This is a genomic window from Methylobacterium sp. BE186 (assembly GCF_031457035.1).
In the GTDB taxonomy this organism is placed as follows: Bacteria; Pseudomonadota; Alphaproteobacteria; order Rhizobiales; family Beijerinckiaceae; genus Methylobacterium; species Methylobacterium segetis.
Genome location: NZ_JAVDVV010000012.1, coordinates 15979 through 37237, shown reverse-complemented (window position 1 = coordinate 37237; position 21259 = coordinate 15979). Strand labels below are relative to the sequence as shown.

The 21259-nt window shown below is 69.2% G+C and carries 22 protein-coding genes; 11 read left to right on the top strand and 11 right to left on the bottom strand.

Annotated features, from left to right (window positions below):
- The first annotated feature begins 7 nt into the window (after positions 1-7).
- On the top strand, positions 8-235 hold the full coding sequence (locus J2X36_RS14020) for a hypothetical protein (RefSeq protein WP_310350631.1): 228 nt from the start codon (positions 8-10) through the stop codon (positions 233-235).
- Positions 236-284: 49 nt separating this feature from the next.
- On the opposite strand, the gene J2X36_RS14015 is transcribed toward J2X36_RS14020, so the two are convergent.
- Positions 285-1583, bottom strand: coding sequence for an RsmB/NOP family class I SAM-dependent RNA methyltransferase (locus tag J2X36_RS14015; RefSeq protein WP_310350861.1), 1299 nt, complete (start codon positions 1581-1583; stop codon positions 285-287).
- Between the two features lie 151 nt (positions 1584-1734).
- Here J2X36_RS14015 and J2X36_RS14010 point away from each other — a divergent pair, with 151 nt between their 5' ends.
- Positions 1735-1908 carry a hypothetical protein gene (locus J2X36_RS14010; protein WP_165937744.1) on the top strand — a complete coding sequence of 58 codons (174 nt, stop codon included), beginning with the start codon at positions 1735-1737 and terminating at the stop codon, positions 1906-1908.
- Positions 1909-1917: 9 nt separating this feature from the next.
- Here J2X36_RS14010 and panE read toward each other — a convergent pair whose 3' ends face one another.
- The 4 genes from panE to J2X36_RS13990 all read right to left on the bottom strand — a co-directional run bounded on the left by panE (position 1918) and on the right by J2X36_RS13990 (position 5998).
- On the bottom strand, positions 1918-2868 hold the full coding sequence (gene panE / locus J2X36_RS14005; protein ID WP_310350627.1) for a 2-dehydropantoate 2-reductase: 951 nt from the start codon (positions 2866-2868) through the stop codon (positions 1918-1920).
- A gap of 72 nt (positions 2869-2940) precedes the next feature.
- Complete coding sequence (locus tag J2X36_RS14000; RefSeq protein ID WP_405029790.1) at positions 2941-3372, bottom strand: MAPEG family protein; 432 nt, start codon at positions 3370-3372, stop codon at positions 2941-2943.
- A 70-nt stretch (positions 3373-3442) separates the two neighbouring features.
- Entirely contained in the window at positions 3443-4936 is a 1494-nt protein-coding gene (gene guaB, locus J2X36_RS13995; RefSeq protein WP_132249373.1) for an IMP dehydrogenase, read from the bottom strand.
- A 180-nt stretch (positions 4937-5116) separates the two neighbouring features.
- Entirely contained in the window at positions 5117-5998 is an 882-nt protein-coding gene (locus tag J2X36_RS13990) for a DUF3313 domain-containing protein (RefSeq protein WP_132249371.1), read from the bottom strand.
- A 310-nt stretch (positions 5999-6308) separates the two neighbouring features.
- Between J2X36_RS13990 and J2X36_RS13985 the strand changes: the two genes are divergently transcribed.
- Complete coding sequence (locus tag J2X36_RS13985) at positions 6309-7730, top strand: MFS transporter (RefSeq protein ID WP_132249369.1); 1422 nt, start codon at positions 6309-6311, stop codon at positions 7728-7730.
- Between the two features lie 32 nt (positions 7731-7762).
- Here J2X36_RS13985 and J2X36_RS13980 read toward each other — a convergent pair whose 3' ends face one another.
- Positions 7763-8266: a DoxX family protein gene (locus J2X36_RS13980; protein ID WP_310350618.1), complete on the bottom strand. Its 504-nt coding sequence runs from the start codon at positions 8264-8266 to the stop codon at positions 7763-7765.
- Positions 8267-8344: 78 nt separating this feature from the next.
- Entirely contained in the window at positions 8345-9514 is a 1170-nt protein-coding gene (locus J2X36_RS13975; RefSeq protein ID WP_405029789.1) for a multidrug effflux MFS transporter, read from the bottom strand.
- Between the two features lie 287 nt (positions 9515-9801).
- Here J2X36_RS13975 and J2X36_RS13970 point away from each other — a divergent pair, with 287 nt between their 5' ends.
- The 3 genes from J2X36_RS13970 (at position 9802) to J2X36_RS13960 (ending at position 13527) form a co-directional block, all read left to right on the top strand.
- Positions 9802-11169 carry a serine hydrolase gene (locus J2X36_RS13970; protein WP_310350613.1) on the top strand — a complete coding sequence of 456 codons (1368 nt, stop codon included), beginning with the start codon at positions 9802-9804 and terminating at the stop codon, positions 11167-11169.
- A gap of 247 nt (positions 11170-11416) precedes the next feature.
- Positions 11417-12937: an aldehyde dehydrogenase gene (gene adh, locus J2X36_RS13965; RefSeq protein ID WP_132249363.1), complete on the top strand. Its 1521-nt coding sequence runs from the start codon at positions 11417-11419 to the stop codon at positions 12935-12937.
- Between the two features lie 164 nt (positions 12938-13101).
- Positions 13102-13527: a DUF779 domain-containing protein gene (locus J2X36_RS13960; RefSeq protein ID WP_132249361.1), complete on the top strand. Its 426-nt coding sequence runs from the start codon at positions 13102-13104 to the stop codon at positions 13525-13527.
- Here J2X36_RS13960 and J2X36_RS13955 read toward each other — a convergent pair.
- The 3 genes from J2X36_RS13955 to J2X36_RS13945 all read right to left on the bottom strand — a co-directional run bounded on the left by J2X36_RS13955 (position 13524) and on the right by J2X36_RS13945 (position 15977).
- Complete coding sequence (locus J2X36_RS13955) at positions 13524-14231, bottom strand: RlmE family RNA methyltransferase (RefSeq protein WP_310350608.1); 708 nt, start codon at positions 14229-14231, stop codon at positions 13524-13526. The two genes, J2X36_RS13960 and J2X36_RS13955, sit on opposite strands and share 4 nt — an antisense overlap.
- Positions 14228-15379 carry a Ppx/GppA phosphatase family protein gene (locus J2X36_RS13950; RefSeq protein WP_132249357.1) on the bottom strand — a complete coding sequence of 384 codons (1152 nt, stop codon included), beginning with the start codon at positions 15377-15379 and terminating at the stop codon, positions 14228-14230. Before J2X36_RS13950 ends, J2X36_RS13955 begins: the two co-directional genes overlap by 4 nt.
- Positions 15380-15503: 124 nt before the next feature.
- The gene (locus tag J2X36_RS13945) at positions 15504-15977 is read right to left on the bottom strand and encodes a response regulator (RefSeq protein WP_132249355.1); all 474 of its coding nucleotides are present in this window, start codon (positions 15975-15977) and stop codon (positions 15504-15506) included.
- Between the two features lie 386 nt (positions 15978-16363).
- Here J2X36_RS13945 and J2X36_RS13940 point away from each other — a divergent pair, with 386 nt between their 5' ends.
- The 4 genes from J2X36_RS13940 to J2X36_RS13925 all read left to right on the top strand — a co-directional run bounded on the left by J2X36_RS13940 (position 16364) and on the right by J2X36_RS13925 (position 19846).
- On the top strand, positions 16364-17125 hold the full coding sequence (locus tag J2X36_RS13940) for a cold-shock protein (RefSeq protein ID WP_132249353.1): 762 nt from the start codon (positions 16364-16366) through the stop codon (positions 17123-17125).
- Positions 17126-17227: 102 nt separating this feature from the next.
- Complete coding sequence (locus tag J2X36_RS13935; RefSeq protein ID WP_132249351.1) at positions 17228-17482, top strand: hypothetical protein; 255 nt, start codon at positions 17228-17230, stop codon at positions 17480-17482.
- Between the two features lie 83 nt (positions 17483-17565).
- A complete protein-coding gene (locus tag J2X36_RS13930; RefSeq protein ID WP_310350605.1) occupies positions 17566-18633 on the top strand; it encodes an asparaginase in 1068 nt (355 codons plus the stop codon).
- A gap of 283 nt (positions 18634-18916) precedes the next feature.
- A complete protein-coding gene (locus J2X36_RS13925; protein WP_310350603.1) occupies positions 18917-19846 on the top strand; it encodes an AEC family transporter in 930 nt (309 codons plus the stop codon).
- Between the two features lie 5 nt (positions 19847-19851).
- Here J2X36_RS13925 and J2X36_RS13920 read toward each other — a convergent pair whose 3' ends face one another.
- Complete coding sequence (locus J2X36_RS13920) at positions 19852-20064, bottom strand: DUF6894 family protein (RefSeq protein ID WP_132249347.1); 213 nt, start codon at positions 20062-20064, stop codon at positions 19852-19854.
- A gap of 512 nt (positions 20065-20576) precedes the next feature.
- Here J2X36_RS13920 and J2X36_RS13915 point away from each other — a divergent pair.
- Positions 20577-21224, top strand: coding sequence for a response regulator transcription factor (locus J2X36_RS13915; protein ID WP_310350600.1), 648 nt, complete (start codon positions 20577-20579; stop codon positions 21222-21224).
- Positions 21225-21259 lie beyond the last annotated feature (35 nt).

Genomic DNA, 21259 nt, shown 5'->3' with positions numbered 1-21259 from the left:
TCACGCCATGAGAGCAACGATCCTCGGACTCACCGCCGTCGCGCTCGCCGGCATCACTCCCGCCGCCGCGTTGCCGATCGCCGGCAACCCGCTCGTGGCACCCGCCACCGGAATCGCGCAGGCGCGCGTGGTCTCGCGCACCGTCATCCGCGGCCCGCGCTGCAAGACGGTCGTGGTCAAGCGACGCGGCCCCTACGGCCGGGTGGTCGTGGAACGCCGGCGCCGCTGCTTCTGAACATCCTGAAAGACCTCCGAATGGCCCCGCTCCGGGGCCATTCGCCGTTTCAGGACCGCTCCAGCGTGGCGACGTAGAACCCATCCGTGCCGGTCAGCGCCGGGCTCATCTGCAATCCGTGCTCCGTGAAGCGCAGGAAGTCCGCGAGACCCGGCAGGAGCCGATCCACGACGCTCCGCGACGGCACAACCGCGAAGGCGCCTCCGCTTCGCCCCAGCAGGCCCGCGATCGCGCCGTCGTTCTCTTCGGGCAGGATCGAGCAGGTGATGTAGGTGATGCGCCCGCCGGGGCGGACGAGGCGGCCCGCGCGGTCGAGAACCGCGGCCTGTTCGCTCAGCCGGGTCGCGAGGCTGCCCGGACGCAGGCGCCACTTCGCGTCCGGGTTGCGGCGCCAGGTGCCCGTGCCGGTGCAGGGAGCGTCGACGACGACACGATCGACGGTGCCGTCGAGATCTTCGAGGACGTCGGCGCGGGCGCGCCCGGTGCGGGGCGTGCGCACCTCCGCCTCGGCGCCGGCCCGGCGCAGCCGCTCGTGGATGGGCGCGAGGCGGCGCGGGTCACCGTCCGTCGCGACGAGGCGGCCCCGATTGCCCATCTCGGCCGCGAGGGCGAGCGTCTTGCCCCCACCCCCGGCGCAGAGATCGACGACCGTCTCGCCGGGCCCCGCCCCCGCGAGCAGGCTCGCGATCTGCGAACCCTCGTCCTGGATCTCGTACCAGCCTTCGAGGAATTCCGGCTCGACATGGAGCGCGGGACCCCGCCCGTCGGCGCCGATCGGGATGCGCAGGCCCTGGGGAGCGTGCGGCGTCGGCGCGGCGGAGAGGTGGCCGAGGCTCGCGAGGGCATCGGCCCGGCTCCGCTTCAAACTGTTGATGCGGATATCGAGCGGCGCCCGGCGGCCGAGCGCGCGCAATTCCGGCAGCAGCTCGTCGCCCAGTATGGCCCGGAGCGAGGGCAGCACCCAATCGGGCGCGTCCCCCGCGATCTCCGGGGGCGCCCCGGCGAGGCTGCCCGCCTCCACCCGCTCGCGTTCCGTCTCGGTGAGCGGCGCCGGCGCGAAGCGCTCGCCGCTGAACAAACCGGCGATCGTCGGCGCGGCGAGGCCCTGCTGCAGGCGCAGCGAGCCGATCAGCACGGCGCGCGGGCTGTCCGCGCCCATGATCCAGGCTGCGGAGGCGCGGCGGCGCAGTGCGTCGTAGACGAGGCTCGCGATCGCCGCGCGATCGCCCGAACCGGCGAAGCGATGGGCGAGGCCCCAATCCTTCAGGGCATCGGCGGCCGGCCGGCGGCGCTCGGTGACGTCGGCCAGAACCTCGATGGCGGCGGAGCAGCGTGCGGCGGGGGTCAGGTCGAACTCTCCTTCAGAAACGATTCACGCTGCCGCGATACGGCCACGCTTCGCGCCCAGCCGGGCCACATTACGGCCGAGCTTCCGGCGCGATCCCGGCTCAGAACGCGAGGGCCTGCCCTTCGTCAACGCCGGAGCCAACAAGCCAGCCATGTCGCCCGTCATCCATCTTGCCGCCGCCGGCCTCCTGGCTCTCGCGGTCGCCGCCTGCTCGACGGCGCCGGCCGCGCCCGACCTCACGCCGCCGCCGCGCCGGCCGGTCGATGCCAAGACGCAGCTCGAATACGGCAGCCCGCCGCCCCCGCCGCCCGGCCCGCGCTACTGAGCCATCCGCTCAGGCCGCCTCGCGGGCGCGCCGCCGTTCGTAGGTCTTGAGGTGGGTGTAGGCCCGCTCAAGATGCGGACGCGCGGCGCCCTGCGCAGCATCTCTCCCCCGCGCGATCAGGTCGCCCACGATGTGGTCGGCCTCGATCCGGCCACCACCCTCGATGTCGCGCAGCATCGAAGCGGTGACGGGCGAGCCCTCCTGCGTCAACATCGTGCGGGCACCGGCCGCGACCTTGGCCCGCGGCTCGAAGCCGGACGCCGAGGCCACCGCCACACACTCGGCGTAGAGCCCCTCGACGAAGTCTCTCCCGCCCGGCGCACCGACGATGTCGCCGATGCTGCCGCGCATCAGGCAGGTGCTGCCCGCGAGCGTCGCGAGGAAGACCCACTTTTCCCACATCTCGAGCAGGATGGTCGCGCTGAGCTTCGGCTGGAAACGCGCGCCTTCCATCAGGGCATCGATCGCCTCGACACGGGCCGAGCGCGTGCCGTCGCGCTCGCCGAAGGTCAGGGTGCAGAATTCGCTCATGTGGCGGATCTCACCCGCCTGACCGAGGGTCGCCACGATCGCGCATGAGCCGCCGAGGACCCGCTCGGATCCGAAGCGGGCGTCGAGGGCATCGAGGTGGCGCAAGCCGTTGAGGATCGGCAGCACGCTCGTGGCTTGGCCGATTGCGGGCGCGACGTCGCGGATCGCTCCGTCGAGGTCATAGGCCTTGCAGGAGAAAAGAACGAGATCGAAGGCGCCTCCCTTGCCCGCGGAGAGCGCGTCGGCCGTCACCGTCTGGGGCTCGGGGATATGTGCGTCGCCGAGCGGGCTACGGACGGCGAGACCGTCTGTCCGGAGCTTCTCCGCCCGCGCCGGACGCACGAGGAACGTGACGTCGCGCCCAGCCTCGGCGAGGCGCGCCCCGTAATAGCCGCCGGTCGCCCCTGCTCCAACCACGAGCACCCGCATCGAACCTCTCCTGCCGCCAGGACCCTGTGCCGGCCCTCCATGCGCGCGACGGCACGCGGATGCAACGGAGCTTCAGGGCCCGAGCGGCGTGAAGAGGATGCGCCAGGCGAAGATGAGCCACATCAGGCCGAGGATCAGGACGCCCGCCATGTAGGCGCGGAAGCGGCTCGGCACGTGGTTCGAGGTCACGAAGATGTAGGCGTGGGCGTAGCGCGACAGCACGAAGATCCAGGCCAGCACGACGAATACGAGGTCCGCCTTGCGGGTGTAGAGCGCCAGAGGCACGAGCGCGAAGAACAGGACCGGGATCTCGAACTGGTTCGCGAAGGCGTTGGCCGCGGCCTGGACCTTCGGGGGCCAGTTGCGCTCGCCGAGCGCGATGTCACCGATCCGGACGCGCCCAGCCCCGATCTCGGCGAAGCGTCGCCGCCCCATGACGCCGATCAGGATGAAGACGAGAAGCACCTGCACGAAGACGGGCGCGAGGATGGCCTGGACGGTCATGAGGAAGTCCGTGGGGGCGCGCACCATCGTGCGCCCCCTCACCTGAGAAGAAGGATCGGGTGCGTCAGCCTCAGGTCCGGCTCGGGTAGTTCGGGCTCTCGCGGGTGATGGTCACGTCGTGCACGTGGCTCTCGCGCAGGCCCGCATTGGTGATGCGGATGAACTGCGCCCGCTCCTGAAACTCCGGCACGGTCGCGGCACCGACGTAGCCCATGGCAGCCCGCAGGCCACCGACGAGCTGGTGGAGCACCGCGGCGACCGGCCCCTTGTAGGGGACCTGACCTTCGATTCCCTCGGGCACGAGCTTGTGCGTCTCGCTGACCTCGGCCTGGAAGTAGCGGTCCGCGGAGCCGCGGGCCATGGCGCCCACCGAGCCCATGCCGCGGTAGCTCTTGTACGAGCGGCCCTGGTAGAGAAAGACCTCGCCCGGCGCCTCGTCGGTGCCCGCGAGCAGCGAACCGAGCATCGCCACCGAGGCGCCGGCGGCGATCGCCTTGGCGAGGTCGCCGGAGTACTTGATGCCGCCATCCGCGATCACGGGCACGTCGGCCTCGTAGGCGGCTTCGACCGCCTCCATGAGGGCGGTGAGCTGGGGCACGCCGACGCCTGCCACGATCCGCGTCGTGCAGATCGAGCCCGGGCCGATGCCGACCTTGATGGCATCGGCGCCCGCATCGATGAGAGCTTGCGCACCCTCCTTCGTGGCGACGTTGCCGGCCACGACCTGGACCGCGTTCGAGAGCTGCTTCACCCGGCGCACGCTCTCGAGCACCTTGATCGAGTGGCCGTGCGCGGTGTCGACCACGATGACGTCGCAGCCGGCATCGATCAGGCGCTCGGCGCGCTCGAAGCCGCTGTCTCCCGTCGTCGTCGCGGCGGCCACGCGCAGACGCCCCTGCTCGTCCTTGACGGCGTGCGGATAGGCGACGCGCTTCTCGATGTCCTTGACGGTGATCAGGCCGATGCAGCGGTAATGGTCGTCGACGACCAGGAGCTTCTCGATCCGGAACTGGTGCAGGAGGCGCTTGGCCTCGTCCTGCGTGACGCCCTCGCGCACGGTGATGAGACGGTCGCGCGTCATCAGCTCGGCGACGGGCTGGCCGGCATTGGTCGCGAAGCGCACGTCGCGGTTCGTCAGGATGCCGACGAGCTTGCCGCGGGAGCCGTTGGGGCCCCGCTCCACCACGGGAATGCCGGAGATGCGGTTCGCCTTCATCACCTCGAAGGCGTCGGCGAGCGTCTCGTCGGGGTGGATGGTGATGGGGTTCAGCACCATGCCCGACTCGTACTTCTTGACGAGACGGACCTGCTCGGCCTGCTCCGGGGGCTCCAGATTGCGGTGGATGACCCCGAGGCCGCCGTTCTGAGCCATGGCGATGGCCATCGGCGCCTCGGTCACGGTGTCCATCGCCGAGGCGAGGATCGGCAGATTGAGGGCGATCGTGCGCGTCAGGCGGGTCGCGACATTGACATCGGTCGGCATCACCGAGGAGGCGGCGGGCCGCAGCAGAACGTCGTCGAACGTCAGGCCCTCGATGATGGAGTCGCTGCTGATCCGGGCCATGTGCCAACTACCTCACGGGCATCGCGCCGGGCCGGATTCGGCGCAACGGCGTCACTGGGTTGGCACGGGCCAGTATCATGCGCGGCAGGTCCGCGCAAAGCGGGACGCGGGCGAGGCAACAGGAAAACGGTCAGGCCCGCCCTGCGCCGGCCGCATGGCGGCCCGGCGCCGCATCCCGTGTCAGTTCGAGCGGCCGGCAGGGCCCTTGTCCGTCCAGTCGGGCGGCAGGCCGATGTAGTCGCCGATCATGCCGTCGATCCCGGGGGCGCGGCCGAAGGCCTCGCAGTCCGGATCGAGCGGCGCCTCACCCAGCACCGTGATGCGGATGCGGTCGTAGGTCGGGAGCGTCAGCGGCGCCTTGAACGGGTCCTGCCCGGTGGCGAGGAAGAAGCCGAAATCCTGCCCGAACTCACCCGCGAGATCGTAGATGTCGCTCGCCGGCGAGAAGCGCGCTTGGTTCGTGAAGGCGTTCGCCGCCCCGCCCCAGACCATCGCGGCCCGCTGATCGTGGCGCCTGTCGAGCGCCTCGGCCTCGACCGTGAGGCTCCCGAGGCCGATGGGCAGGCGTGGGATCGGCACGCGACCGACCGCGGTGGCGAAGCCGACCCCGACCTGGGAGGCCACGGTGACAGCGGCCGAGGTCGCGATGGTCGCGCCCGCGGCCGGCACGTTGGTGAGTTCGGCGCGGGTGACGGCGGCGCGGATCGTCAGGTCGGCCTTGCGGGTCGAGACCACGTCGTAGCGCAGGGACAGCTCGTAGCACAGGGCTCGGTCGGCGGCATTGGCGACGAGCTTGCGCTCGGCCGGCGTGAGACCCGGCGCCACGGCCTGCGAGAACTCCGTCGGGATGATGCGGACCGTGCGGGTCTGCGGCAGGGCTGCGCGGTCGAGATAGATGCGGGCGCTGCTCGCCGTCTCCTCGCTGGAGGCCAGACGGTCGTAGCGGGTCAGCGAGCCCGTCTCGTTCAGGAGCACCGTGCCGCAGGCGGCGAGGGCCGTGAGCAGGGTGATTCCGGCGGTGAGGCGGGGCAGGGAACGGGGCGTTTTCAGCCGAAGAGGCATCCTGTCACTTTCGCGGCGAGGTCTCGTGCGACGGCGACAGCCCCCGTCGCAACCGTCCCGCGGCGCAGGGGGTAGGCCCGTCGCGCAGTGATGGCTGGAGCGGCGGCAGGCCGGCGTGTTGCGGCTGAGCTTAAGCGCCTTCCGGCTCGCCCGGAACGGGATTCGCCGTTAACGAAGCACTTACGACCGGCCGTGTGGCCCGGGCGACACGAACCAGCAACATACGATTGTGGCGCGCGCTTCATCCCGCGGCTTTCGCGACGTCGGCGCCCCACGCAACCTCGATCGCACCTCGACCATTCTCCGCCCGATGCGCACGTCCCGAATCGTCCCCCTCGTCGTCGCCACCGCCCTCTTCATGGAGAACACCGACTCGACGGTGATCGCGACGGCTCTGCCCACCATTGCGGCAAGCCTCGGCGAGGACCCGATCGCATTGAAGCTCGCGCTCACCTCGTACCTCGTCAGCCTCGCGATCTTCATTCCGATCAGCGGTTGGATGGCCGACCGCTACGGCGCCCGCACGGTGTTCCGCGCGGCGCTGACTGTCTTCATGGCAGGCTCGCTGGCCTGCGCGGCCTCGAACGGCCTCGGTTGGTTCGTCGCCGCCCGCTTCCTGCAGGGGATCGGCGGCGCGATGATGGTGCCGGTCGGCCGACTCGTGATCCTGCGCAGCGTGCCGAAGGCGGAGCTCGTCACGGCACTCGCCTACCTCACCATTCCCGCTCTGATCGGACCGATCATGGGGCCGCCCCTCGGCGGCCTCATCACCACCTGGCTCGACTGGCGCTGGATCTTCCTCATCAACATCCCGATCGGCCTGATCGGGATCGGCCTCGCGACCGCCTTCTTCGAGGATCTGCGCGAGCCCGAGCGCCCTCCCCTCGACCTGAGCGGCTTCCTGATGCTGGCCCTCGGCCTCGCAACCCTGATGCTGGGCCTCGCCTCGACCGGGCGCCACCTTCTTCCGGACTGGCTGAGCTGGGCCTGCCTCGGTGTGGGTGCGGCCCTCCTTGTCCTCTATCTGCGGCATTCCCGTGCGGTGGCGCATCCGGTGCTCAGGCTCGACCTCTTCCGTCACCCCACCTTTCGTGCCTCCGTCGTCGGAGGCAGCCTCTTCCGGATCGGCACGGGCGCGATTCCCTTCCTGCTGCCGCTCATGCTGCAGATCGGCTTCGGCCTCGATCCGCTGCAATCGGGCCTCATCACCTTCGCGGCGGCGGCCGGAGCCATGTTCGTCAAGACGGTGGGACCCCGGATCCTCCGGGCGTTCGGATTCCGCCGCGTGATGGTGACGAACGCGGTGCTCGCGGCCGGCTTTCTCGCCGTGAACGGCCTCTTCACCGCCCAGACGCCGCACTGGCTGATCGTGGCTTTGCTCTTCGTCGGCGGCTGCCTGCGGTCGCTCCAGTTCACCTGCGTGAACGCCATCGCCTACGCCGATCTCGAATCCCGCGACATGAGCGCGGGCACGAGCCTCGCCAGCGTCGCCCAGCAGATCTCGCTCAGCCTCGGCGTCACGATCGGCGCGCTGGCGCTGGAAGCGGCGGCCGGCTGGCAGGGTCGGAATGCCATACGTGCCGAGGATTTCGCCCCGGCTTTCCTCGCGGTCGCGCTGGTCTCGGGCGCCTCGGTCCTGGCCTTCCGCCGGCTCGCGCCGGATGCGGGTGCCGAGGTCTCCGGCCAGCGCATCGCGAGGGCACAGCCCGCCGGCGCCCCGGGCCGCACCTGACTCGGCGGCCTGGAGCGGCTTTGGGAGGACGGCTAAGCGGCTGCTCGCGCGGCGGACGCCCGCTTCGGTCGCGCGGGCGTCCGAGCTGCAGCCTTCGGAGCATTTTTGGCCGGCTTCGCGGAGGCGCGCCCGATGCGCCAGCCCTGCCAGCTCCAGGCTCCCGGCCCCATCAGCGCGTAAATCAGGAACCCGCCGGCGAGGCCGAGGTCGGCCAGGAACAGCGTGCGCTCGGCGACCGACGGCGCTCCGACGAAGTGCCAGAACGGGTGTAGCAGGAACGCCATCGTCGCGACGAAGCCCGCGAGCGCAAGGCCGGTCAGCCGCGGTAGCACCCCCAGGATGATGGCCAGCGGACCAAAAACCTGAACGATCACCGCAGCCGTGGCCAGCACGTTCGGAGAGGGCAGACCGGTGCCCGCGAGCGTCAAGGCGAAACCCGAGACGTTGAGTGCCCGGGCGATTCCGGTGGGCAGGAGAGCCGCCGCGAGCAGCAGGCGCGAGGTGAGTAGCAAACCGTCCTGGGCGCGGGCGATCACGTGAGAGACTCCGGTCTCGAAAGGGTCGCCCGCAGGCTCGCGGGGCCGCATGAAGACCGGGTTAAGGATGCGGGGTTCTCAACCGGAGACGCCGCCGCGGAACAGACGCCCGTGCTCGGTCCAGGCGACGACGATGAGAGCGAGGGTGCCGAGCCCCGCGTAGCCGATTCCGATCGGCAGGGTGCTGCCGTCGAATGCCCGGCCGATCAGGTAGCCGCAAAAGGCGCCGAGGATGGTCGTGTAGAACCCGAGGACGGACGAAGCGGTCCCGGCGATGGCGCCGAGGGGCTGCAGCGCCAGCGCGTTGAAGTTCGGCATCGCGAAGCTGATCAGGAACTGGTTGAGCGCCAGCACGCCGAGGAACAGGGCGAGCGGGGGCTGCCCGTGATAGGCGAGGCTGGTGCAGACCTGAGCGATGCCGACGACGACGAAGGCGATGAGGCCGGCATGCGACAGCGGGCGCATGCCGAGCCGGCGCACCGCGCGGGCGTTGACCAGGGTCGCCGCGCCCATGGCGCCCGCGACGGCGCCGAAGGCCAGCGGGAACAGGCTGCCGAGGTGATAGAGCCCCGTATCGAACACCTGCTGGGCCGAGCCGACATAGCCCATGATGCACCCGGTCAGGAGCCCGAGCGCCGTGGCATAGCCGACAGCGGTCCGGTTTCGCAGGGTGAGAAGCAGCGCCTGCCCCGTCGCCCTCAGGGAGAGCGGGCGGCGAAACTCCGGGTGCAGCGTCTCGGGCATCCGCGCCGTGAACCAGACGACGAGAATGCCGGCGAGCACCAGCATCGAGACGAAGACGTAGGTCCAGGAACCGAGCGCCAGCATCATGCCCCCGATCGCGGGCGCGATCATCGGCACGATCAGGAAGACCATCATGATGAGCGACATCACGCTCGCCATCTCGCGCCCGGCGAAGCGATCGCGGACGATCGCCGTCGAGAGCACCCGCCCGCCCGCCGCGCCGAGCCCCTGGATGACGCGGGCGGCGAGCAGCCAGCCGAAAGACGGTGCCGCCATGGCGAGGAAGCAGCCGGCCACGTAGATCGCGAGGCTTGCGAGCAGCACCGGCCTCCGGCCGAGCGCGTCGGACAGCGGTCCGTAGACGATCTGCGCGAGCCCGAACCCGATCATGTAGACATAGACGAGAAGTTGCAGGCTGTTCGGATCATCGATGCCGAACCGGGCCTGGATCGCCGGGAAGGCGGGGAGCAGATTGTCGATCGATATCGCGGTGACGGCCATCATCAGCGCGACGATGGCGACGAACTCGGCGAAGCCCGGCCCGCTCCAGGCTGGGGCCTCGCGCAGCGGTGCAGCCTCTGAATGACGGAGCGGTGCGGTCACGGACGGCCTTCGCTGGGGATTGGAGATCGGAGAACGCGCGGGCGGCCGGTTGGGCGCCGCCGGGAATCCGCCCGGTTAGGCGGCGCGGCGGGCTGCCGATGTGTGGACGCACACCGACGCGTTCACGCCGCAATGAACCCTCAACCTGCCAAGCTTCGGGATCGTCGCTCCCGTTCCGGAGGGCCAGCATGCACGGAGTCCGCCTCCTCGCGTTCATTCTTCTCGGCTGGACGGGTCTCTCGATCGGATCCGCGAGGGGCGAAGCGCCGCCGGACTTCGCAGACCGGGCGGAATCCCTCGTCCGCCCGCTGGCGCGGAGCGGTCTGTTCTCCGGCGCGATCCTCGTGGCGCATCGCGGCGTGCCCGTCTTCCGCCGCGCTTACGGCTACGCGAACAGGGAATGGGAGGTTCTCAACACACCCGAGACGCGGTTCCGGGTCGGTTCGATCACCAAGCAGTTCACGGCAGCCGCGATCCTGAAACTTGCCGAGACGGGGCGGCTCACGCTGGAGGATCCGATCCGGCTCTTCTATCCGCAGGCACCGGAAGCCTGGGCAGGCGTCACGATCCGGATGCTCCTGAACCACACGTCCGGCATCCCGAGCTACACGAACCTGCCGGACTATTACGCGCGCATCCAGCGGCTCGAATTGAGTCCGCAGGCGATCGTCGCGCTGACAGCGGACAAGCCGCTCCTGTTCGAGCCCGGTCGCGGCTTCGACTACAACAATACCGGCTACATCCTGCTGGGCCTCGTGATCGAGGCGGCATCCGGCCTCCCCTACGAGCGCTACCTGCGCGAGACGTTCTTCGATCCGCTCGGCCTGAACGACACCGGATACGACGACGCGACCACGATCTTGCCCCGGCGGGCCGCAGGCTACCGACACGCCAACGGCCGCTGGCGCAACGCCTTTCCGATCGCCTCCAGCATACCCTACGCCGCGGGCGCGCATTACTCGACCCTCGACGATCTCCTCGCCTGGGACCGCGCCCTGTTCTCGGATCGGGTGATCTCGGCGCCGTCGCGCCGGGCGATGTTCACGGATGGCGGCTACGGCTACGGGCTCGGCTGGTTCCTCGGAACGGCTCATGGCCACCGGCTCTGGTCGCATGGCGGCAACATCAACGGCTTCCTGACCATCAAGGACAACTACCCCGACGACGACTTGGTCGTTCTCGTCCTCGCGAACACCGAGACGGCTCCCGTTCAGACCTTGGCCCGCGAGATCGCGGCCCTCTGGTTCGGCGATCTCGAGCCGAAATCCGATATCGTGCTCGAGCCGGAGATCATGGACCGCTATGCGGGGCGCTACCGGCTGTCAGACGGGGCCATCCTGACGCTCGTGCGCGAGGGCGATCATCTCATGGTCGCGCTCTCCGGCGAGTCCGCCGTCCCGTTCGCGCCGGAAGGCGATCGGACCTTCCTGTCCCGGGAGCGGGACACCCGCATCACGATGGACACGGAGCCCGACGGAAGACCCACCGGCCTCATCCTGAGCCGGGGCACGACCGACCGGATGGCCGAGCGGATCGAGGAGCCGGCGCAGCACTGACGGCGGGTGGGCCGCAGTCGCCATCCCGGCCGTTCGAGGCTAAGATGCGCCGCGGACGGCTTCAGCGGCGGCGCCGGATGGACGCGAGGCTGTGATCCCGTACGAAGCGGGCCGGCCCGAGCCGCCCACGCCCTGTGTACGAGATTCTTATGGCCAAAAGTCCAACTTGATTTGGGGGGCCATCTGCCATTGGCTGCGGCCGAGAAAATCAACACCGCACAAGAAACGCCACCCGGAGGAGATCCCCATGAACAAGCCGGAATTTCTGGGCTCGACCACGAAGTCGCCCTTCGCGGCGCGCTATGACAACTTCATCGGCGGCCAGTGGGTCGCGCCCGCCAACGGCCGCTATTTCGAGAACACCTCCCCGATCACCGGCCGCGTCGTCTGCGAGGTCGCGCGCTCCGACGCTCAGGACATCGAGAAGGCGCTGGACGCCGCGCACGCGGCGAAGGACGCCTGGGGCCGCACCTCCCCGGCCGAGCGCGCCCGCATCCTCAACAAGATGGCCGACCGGATGGAGGAGAACCTCGATCTGATCGCCCTGGCCGAGACCTGGGACAACGGCAAGCCGATCCGCGAGACGACCCACGCCGACATCCCCCTCGCCATCGACCATTTCCGGTACTTCGCCGGCTGCGTGCGGTCGCAGGAAGGCTCGATCTCGGAGATCGACCACGACACCGTGGCCTACCATTTCCACGAGCCGCTCGGCGTCGTCGGCCAGATCATTCCGTGGAACTTCCCGATCCTGATGGCGGTCTGGAAGCTCGCCCCCGCCCTCGCCGCGGGCAATTGCGTGGTGCTCAAGCCGGCCGAGCAGACCCCGGCCTCGATCCTCGTTGTGCTCGAGTTGATCGGCGATCTTCTGCCGCCGGGTGTCCTCAACGTCGTCAACGGCTTCGGCCTCGAGGCGGGCAAGCCGCTGGCCTCCTCGCCGCGCATCGCCAAGATCGCCTTCACCGGCGAGACGACGACGGGCCGGCTGATCATGCAGTACGCCTCGCAGAACCTGATCCCGGTGACGCTGGAGCTCGGCGGCAAGTCGCCGAACATTTTCTTCGCCGACGTCGCCAACGAGGACGACGATTTCCTCGACAAGGCGCTCGAGGGCTTCACGATGTTCGCCCTCAACCAGGGCGAGGTCTGCACCTGCCCGAGCCGCGCGCTCGTCCACGAGTCGATCTACGACCGCTTCATCGAGAAGGCGATCAAGCGCGTCGAGGCGATCGTGCAGGGCTCCCCGCTCGATCCCGCCACCATGATCGGTGCCCAGGCATCGGGCGAGCAGCTCGAGAAGATCCTCAGCTACATCGACATCGGCCGGCAGGAGGGCGCCCAGGTGCTCACCGGCGGCGAGCGCAAGCGGCAGGACGGCGACCTCGCGGAGGGCTTCTACGTGAAGCCGACCGTGTTCAAGGGCCACAACAAGATGCGGATCTTCCAGGAGGAGATCTTCGGGCCCGTGCTCTCGGTGACGACCTTCAAGGACGACGCGGAGGCGCTCTCGATCGCCAACGATACGCTCTATGGCCTGGGCGCGGGCGTGTGGACCCGTGACGGAACCCGCGCCTACCGCTTCGGCCGGGCGATCCAGGCCGGCCGCGTCTGGACGAACTGCTACCACGCCTACCCGGCCCACGCGGCCTTCGGCGGCTACAAGCAGTCCGGCATCGGCCGCGAGACCCACAAGATGATGCTCGATCACTACCAGCAGACCAAGAACATGCTGGTGAGCTACTCCCCGAAGAAGCTCGGCTTCTTCTGAGAGCCTCGCCCCGCACGAGGAGAGCGCCCCGGCCGTCAGGCCGGGGCGTTTTCGTATCGAGCCCCCCGTGCCGGCCCCTGCCGATCGCGCCGCCGCGCGCCACATGGGACGGGAGCGCCCCCGCCGACCATCGGCGACGGGACCTGATCAGAGAGGATGCGCCCATGTCCGAGCCCGAGACCCTTCAGGCCAACACCGCAGAGCGAGCCGGCGTCGACGGCACGCCCCTGCGCGTCACCGCCACGCCCGCCGCGCTGGAGCTGATCGAGGAACTGCGCGCCGACCACGGCCCGGTCATGTTCCACCAATCCGGAGGCTGCTGCGACGGCTCCTCGCCGATGTGCTATCCCGTCGGCGATTTCATCACGAGCGACGGCGACGTGCATCTCGGCCAAGTCGGCGGCGCCGACTTCTTCATCAGCCGCTCGCAATTCGAGGTCTGGAAGCACACCCACATCATGCTCGACGTGGTGCCCGGCCGCGGCGGCATGTTCTCGCTCGAGAACGGCCGAGAGAAGCGCTTTCACATCCGCTCGCGCCTGTTCTCGGCTGCCGAGAACGAGGCGCTCGCCGGCGCCTGCCGGATCTAGTCCGCGCGCTCCGCGCCGCGATAGCCGGTCGCCAGGACGTAGAGCTCGCTCGAATCCGCCCGGCTCGCGGGCGGCTTGACGTGGCGCACCACGGCGAAATCGCGCTTCAGGTCCGCGAGCAAGCTCCCCTCCGTCCCGCCCTGGAAGACCTTGGCGACGTAGCTGCCGCCGGGGGCGAGGATCTCGCGCGCGAACTCGGCGGCCGTCTCGGCAAGCCCGATGATGCGCAGGTGGTCCGTCTTCTTATGGCCCGTCGTATTGGCCGCCATGTCCGACATGACGAGGTCGGCCGGTCCGCCGAGTAGTTCGGTGAGGCGGTGCGGCGCGCTCGGATCGAGGAAGTCGAGGGTGATGAACTCGACACCGGGCATCGGCTCGATCTCGAGGAGGTCGATACCGACGACCCGCCCCTCGGGGCCGGCCACCTTCGCCGCCACCTGCGACCAGCCGCCTGGAGCCGCGCCGAGATCGACCACCCGCTGGCCCGGCTTCAGGATGCCGAAGCGCTCGTCGATCTCCAGGAGCTTGAAGGCTGCGCGGGAGCGGTAACCCTCGCGCTTGGCGCGGGCGACGTAGGGGTCGTTCAGCTGCCGCTCGAGCCAGCGCTTCTGGGACAGGGTGCGCCCGCGCCCGGTCTTCACCCGCTGCTTCAGCTCGCCCCGAACGCCGCCTCCCCCTCCCCCGGCACCACGCCTGTCGCTCACCGGTAGCCTCCACGGCGCCACACGCCGTCTTCGCGCATCATGTTCATCAGGAGCCCCTCGCGCAGGCCGCGATCGGCGATGCGCAGGCGCTCCGACGGGAAAGCGCGCCGGATCGCCTCCAGGATCGCGCAGCCCGCCAGTACCAGATCGGCACGGTCGCGGCCGATGCAAGGGTTGTCGGCTCGCTGCTCGAGCCGTGTATCGAGAAGATCCTCGATCGCGTCCGTCACCTCGGCGTCGCTCATCCAGAGTCCGTCGACCCGGCGCCGCTCGTAGCGCACCAGGCGCAGATGCATGGCGGCGAGCGTCGTGACCGTCCCGGATGTCCCGAGCAGGTGGAAATTCGCCGCCGTGGCCGCGGCTGCCGCGCGGATCGCGAAGCGCGCCAGAAGGTCCGCCACCTCCTCGACCATGCCCTCGAACATCATCCGCGTGACCTCGGCGCCGCCGTGGCGCTCGGCGAGGGTGACGACGCCGACGGGCAGCGAGTCCCAGGCCCGGATGCGCAGGGTCGGATCGGCGGACGGGTTCGTCGCCGCGCCGTCGAGCCACGCGATCTCGGTCGAGCCGCCTCCGATGTCGAAGATCACGACCGATTCCGCCCGCGGGTCGGCCAGCGCGGCGCAGCCCGTGACGGCGAGGTAGGCTTCCGTCTGCCGATCAACGATCTCGAGATCGAGTCCGACATCGCTGCGCACGCGCTCGACGAAGTCGGCGCCGTTGGTGGCGAGCCGGCAGGCTTCCGTGGCGATGATCTTGGCCCGCACGACACCGCGGGACTGCATCTTGGCGCGGCAGATGCGCAGGGCCTCGACGGTTCGCTCCACCGCGGCCTCGCTGAGCCGGTCGGAATTGCCCAATCCCTCACCGAGGCGGACGATCCGCGAGAAGGCGTCGATGACACGGAACCCATGCGAGGCGGGCTCCGCGATGAGGAGGCGGCAATTGTTGGTGCCGAGATCGAGGGCCGCGTAGGCGTTGCGGCGGCCCTGTCGGGCCGGCCCGGCGTGGCGCAGCGGCGCGGCGCCCGCGCCGGCAGCACGCGGCGGGTCGCCCGCGAAACGTGTCACCGGCGCCCCGTCGCGGGTTGCCGATGGGCCGGCCGCGGCAGGGCGGGCCGGCACGGCGGCGGCACTCTCGTCCCTCATCGGCGGTGCCGAGATCCTCAACGCGTGGCCCGGGCGGAAAGCCCGGCCATCATTCTCAAGGAACCTACAAGCTCGCCTGAGAACTGCAAAGCCTCGAATGCAGTTCGACCCCCGCCGGATGCCCTCAGGCCACGGCCTTGACGGTTCCGGCCATGCGAGGGGTCGGGCGCAGCAGGCTCTTCACCTGGCTGTAGGGGCGCGGGCGATTGATCACCTCGTCGAGGCGCGACCACAGGGTCTTGGGAGAGAAGGGCTTGGCGATGATCTCGTTGACGCCGAGCGAGATCGCCCTGTCGACCACGTTGCGGCGCGGCTGTGCCAGCATGAGGATGATCGGGACGGTGGGGCACGGCGAGGTGGCGGGTGTCCGGGCGAGGCGGATGAACTCCTCTCCGGAGAGGATCGCGAGGTCCCAGTCGATGATGGTGAGGTCCGGCTTGCTCTCGGCCAGCACGCCCAGCGCCTCCGCGCCGTCCGGCGCCTCCAGCACGCGCTTGATGCCGACACGCATCAGCATGTCCCGCACGATGCGGCGAATGTAGAGGCTCTCGTCGACGACAAGGGCTGAGAGATCGGGGAAAGTCGGGGTCGCGATCATCGGGCCGGAACACGGCCGCGCGCAGCGGCCGGCAGACAGGATAGCGCCACCATCTTTTCCCGTTCCCTAACGCGGACCCGCATCCCGATCTGGGTACCGGCGGTTGCAGGGTGCCGGTTCCGTTGCGTACCTTCCGGCCTTCACAATTGACGATCGCCGCACCGCCCGGGCGCCGGGTCTCGGTAGTTCGCCACCGGAAAGTGATGGAACCGGCCCTCTGCGCGGCAGAAGGTTCTTGCGGTACGGCCGGGTTTGCGTCAGGACTGAGGCGTTATTCTTGGTTACCGCGACCAGGAGTAATGATAGTGCGGAGCGTGGGCTGTCTGGGATGGCGCGCACGCGGTATTCGAGACGATGGTCGGCGGGACGGGTTTGCGAGCTTTCTAATGGGACGTGGTCGTGATTTCAGGGGGCCGCAGAAGCGCGGCTTCGATGAGAGTGGCGAGCCGCGGTGGCCGGATCAGGCGCCGCCGAGCGGCGGCTTCGGTGGCGGTTTCGGCGGCGGATATGGCGGTGGCGGCGGCTTCGACCGTGGTCCGTCGCGTGCTGCAGCGGTCCCTACGGGACCGGAGCGTGATGCCACGGTGAAGTGGTTCAACAAGGAGAAGGGCTTCGGCTTCGTCGAACTCGGCGACGGTTCGGGCGATGCCTTCCTCCACATCCGCGCCGTCGAGGCTGCCGGTCATGCCGACCTGCTGCCCGGCACCCGGCTGACGGTCCAGACGGCCCAGGGCCAGAAGGGTCCGCAGGTGACGAATGTGACCAGCGTCGACACCTCCACGGCCGAGGCGGCTCCGCCCCGGCGCGACGCGCGCCCGCCGCGCTCCGGCTTCGGCGGGGGTGAGCGGTTCGGTGGCGGCGACCGCTTCGGCGGCGGCGGCGATCGGTTCGGCGGGGGTGGCGGCGGCGGTGGCGGTCGTTTCGCTTCCGGCCCCTCGGTCGAGATGACCGGCACGGTGAAGTGGTACGATCCGGCCAAGGGCTTCGGCTTCGTCTCCGTCAATGACGGCGGCAAGGACGTGTTCGTGCATCGCTCCGCCCTGTCTCGTGCCGGCCTCGATTCGCTGGCCGAGGGCCAGCAGGTCACGCTCGGCGTGGTCGAGGGCCAGAAGGGTCGCGAGGCCCAGAGCATCAACGTCGACGACTGATCGCTGACGCGGTCAGGGAGGCGGCCACAGGATTGCCGCCTTCACGACGCTCGCTTTGACGGCGGCCCCCTGGGGCCGCCGTTCTCGTTTCGCAGGAGCGTCATGCGCCTCGCCACCGTCCTGCTCATCCTCCTCGCTCTCTCCGCCGCAGCGCGAGCCGAGGACTTCACCGGCTTCTACGCCGGCGTGAATGCGGGTTACGCCTTCGGGCGGGACCGGGAGATCGACGCTTCAGCACCGAATGCCGCTTCCGGCCGCCCGTCCAACGGCAGCGGCGAGTTACCGCCGAGCGCGGCAGAGGCAGCGCGTGCGATGCGCGCATCCCGCCCGGACGTTCGAACCGGCAGGTCGCGCTGAGAGGCCGGTCCTCGTCCTGGAACCGGTCCGCCACCGGGCGATTCCCGTTCTGCGATCTCGACGATCCGGAAGGCGGAGGCACCATGAACATGCACGGAACGCGTCGGCTGCTCCGCGGAGGAACGCTCGGCCTCGCCGGTCTCGCTCTCCTCGCAATACCTGCCGCTGCGGCCGACCTACCGAAGGTCGCGATCATTGCGACCGGCGGCACCATCGCCATGAAGCTCGATCCCGTGACGCAGGCGCCTGTGCCGGCTCTCTCGGGCGAGGATCTCGTCGCGGCCGTTCCGAAGCTCAAGGACATTGCCTCGATCTCCGTGACCGAGTTCAGCAACGTGCCGAGCGACTATATGGGCCCGGATCGCTGGCCGGATCTCGTCCGTCGCGTCGAATCGGTGCTCGCCGATCCCGAAACGCGCGGCGCAGTCGTCCTCCACGGCACCGACACCCTCGATCAGACCGCCTATTTTCTCGACCTCACGCTCAAGACCGAGAAGCCCGTCGTCCTCGTCGGCGCCCAGCGCAACGCCTCGGACCACGACGCGGACGGGCCACGCAATCTCCTGAATGCCGTCCGCCAGATCCTCGCGGAGGGCGCGACCGGCATGGGGGTCACGGTGACGCTGAACCATCGGATCAATGCGGCCCGCGAGGTGCGCAAGACGCACACGAGCAATGTGGAGACCTTCGACTCGGGCGATGCGGGCATCCTCGGCTACGTGGACGAGGATCGGGTGGTGTTCAGCCGCAAGTCGCTGCGCCGGCAGACCCTGCCCCTGCCCGAGCGCATGCCGCGGATCGACCTCGTCGCGATGTACGCGGGCGCGGACGGGAGTCAGGTTCGCCACGCCGCCGAGAGCGGCGCGGAGGCCATCGTCGTCGAGGCCTATGGCTGGGGCAACGTCAATGCGCCGATGCACGACGCGATCAAGGCCGCGGTCGAGCGGGGCGTTCCCGTCATCATCGCGACGAAGGTCTATGACGGGCGCGCGCTGCCCGTCTACGGGTTCAAGGGTGGCGGCAGCACCCTGCGGAAGGCGGGCGCGGTCTTCGCCGGCGACCTGACGCCGGACAAGGCCCGCATCCTCGGGCTCGTCGCGCTGCCCCAGTCGAAGGACGCGGGAGCATTGCAAGCTGTCTTCGACCGGTAGCCCGATTCGTCAGCACGCCTGTTCGTCGCGCGGCGGAAGCGTGATGATCACGGGCTTGCCGGATACGGGGTCGAGAATGACGATCGCCATCAATCCCTCCTGACGCCCCCCCATCCGGGCAGTCGGCGCCCGGCATGTGGCCGTTTTGTGATTCGGGGTCGGGCGGACCGGCAGGCTGGGGATAACTCCGCCCCCGCGTTCGGGGTCTCCCATTTCCGGCTCATCCTGTTACCGGATCCTGCAAGCCCTGCGGCCTCCCGACGCGAGGGTCGGAAGGAGTGCGATGAACGCGGTCACGATCATCGTCCCGATCTTCGGCGTCATCCTGATCGGCTGGGCGGCTTCGGTGGCCGGGCTGCTCTCGGACCGGGTCAGCGACGGGTTGTCCGAATACGTCTTCGCCATCGCGGTGCCGGCCCTCATCATCGGAACGCTGACGCGGCCGGGCCTCAGCGGCGAACTCGCCTGGTCCTACTGGTTCGCCTATTTCGGCGGAGCGGCCCTGTCCTGGGCGGCCGGATCTCTGATCGCCATCCGCCGCCACGGTATCGGCCGACAGGGCGCCGTGCTGCACGGGTTCGCGGCGAGCCAATCGAACACGGTCTTCGTGGGCGTCCCGACGATCCTGCAGGCCTACGGCGAGGAAGGCGCGTTCCCGCTGTTCCTCCTGCTCGCGGTCCATTTGCCCCTGATGATGAGTTGCGCCACTTTCCTGATCGAGGCGGAGGGCGATCGACCGCTCCTGCACCGCCTTCGCAGTCTGGCGCTCGTCCTCCTCAAGAACCCGATCTTCATCGCTCTCCTGGTCGGGCTCGCCATGAAGAGCGGCGGGATCGTCCCGGTCGGCGTCGTGAAATCCCTCATCGATGCCCTTGCCGCCACCGCTTCGACCTGTGCCCTGATCGCCCTCGGAGCTGGCTTGACGCGCTACCGCGTGCTGTTCGACCTGCCCGGCGCGGCGGTCATCGCCGGTCTGAAGCTCATCCTACACCCCTTGGCGGTGTGGCTCCTCGCCTTCCACGTATTCTCCATGCCCGCGGCCTATGCCGGCGTCGCCACCCTGTTCGCGGCGATGCCCGTCGGCATCAACGCCTACCTGCTCGCGGCGCGCTACAAGACCGAGACGGGCTTGGTCGCAGCCTCCATCCTCGTCTCCACGCTCGCTGCGCCGCTGACCACCCTGGCGTGGCTCGTCATCCTGGGCCGCAGCTGAGCGGCTCACCGCAGGGGCAGGAGATGCAGGACGGTGCGGTTCGCATCCCGCACCACGATGCGCCAGCGGTTCCCGCCCCGTAGCTGACCGCTGAGCCGCATCTCCTCGATGGCCGTCATCGCTTGGCGAAGGGCCTCGTCCAGATCGCCGACGACGACGCCGGTCTCGTCCGAGAGCACCGTGAACCCGTCCGTGAGATCGAAGTAGATCCGGCGCATCAGGATCCGCCACAGATAGGGCGCGGCGAGGGAAGCGGCGCCGCAGGAGAAGCCTTGCCGGCGAGACGTCTCATCTCCGCCCACCGCAACGCGCGAAAGCGCACGATCCTAATAAGATGTTGCAACGCTCAATATTGAGCGCTAGGAATTTCGTATAGAAGGTTAACTATTCGTTGATATCCAGTAAGTTAGTTGACAAAAAGGTACTAATTCCTGCAAATGTTAATGATTAGTACCTGGATATGTACGGCGTGAGACAATCGATCACTCGCGCTATGGCGCGCAAGAATGAAACATCCGGCTCGATTAGAGAAGAACGTTATTCCCGCGACGCCGACTTTTTCGGCATGAAGTCTCGCAGCGGCAAGAACAGAAGGGCTTTCCATGTGCGCTGATCGCCCGCGAGCCAGGGCGAGACAGGCTCGTGCTGATGCACCGTCCAGTAACGTCCACACCTCGTTGGCGAGGGGAGCACCGACATGTCATCCGGTGATGTTGTTCCGACGGCTCTCGTGGCGTCGAGTTCGTTCGTGCGGGAGGGTCTGACCTCCTTCCTGAACGGGACACGCTTTCAAGTCACGACCATCCACCCGAGCGATGCGGCGTCCGGACCGGAGGGCGAGCCCCTCCTGGTTCTCGCCTCGCTCGATGACGGCGCCAGCGTCGACACGGCGCGGGCCCTTCGCGCCGCGCGCGCGGACGCGCTCCTCGTGATCTTCGGGCGTCCCGATGCCCCGGCCTCACTGCCAAGGGACCTCTGCCTGACCGCGCAGGCGGTCCTCGACCGGGACATCGGGCGCGAGACGCTGATTAAGGCGCTCGACGCCGTGATGTCCGGCGTGACGGTCCAGTCGGCCAACCTGTTCTCGTGGATGGTCGATCGCGCGCGCATCGGCCCCGAGTCCTTGCCCGGGCAGCAGATCATCGTCGCGGGCGCGGACGAGGCCGAGGCGGCGCCCTGCCACCCGCTCTCGAGCCGCGAGCTCAACGTGTTGCGCTGCCTCGCGGACGGGGCCTCGAACAAGGTGATCGCCCTCAAGTTCGACCTCGCCGAGGCGACCGTGAAGATCCACGTCAAGAACATCCTCCGCAAGCTCAAGACCCAGAACCGCACGCAGGCCGCGATCTGGGCGCGCGAGCACGGCATCTACCCGAAATAAGCTCCGCGGGCCGTCCGGCGGGGTAACCGCCCTGC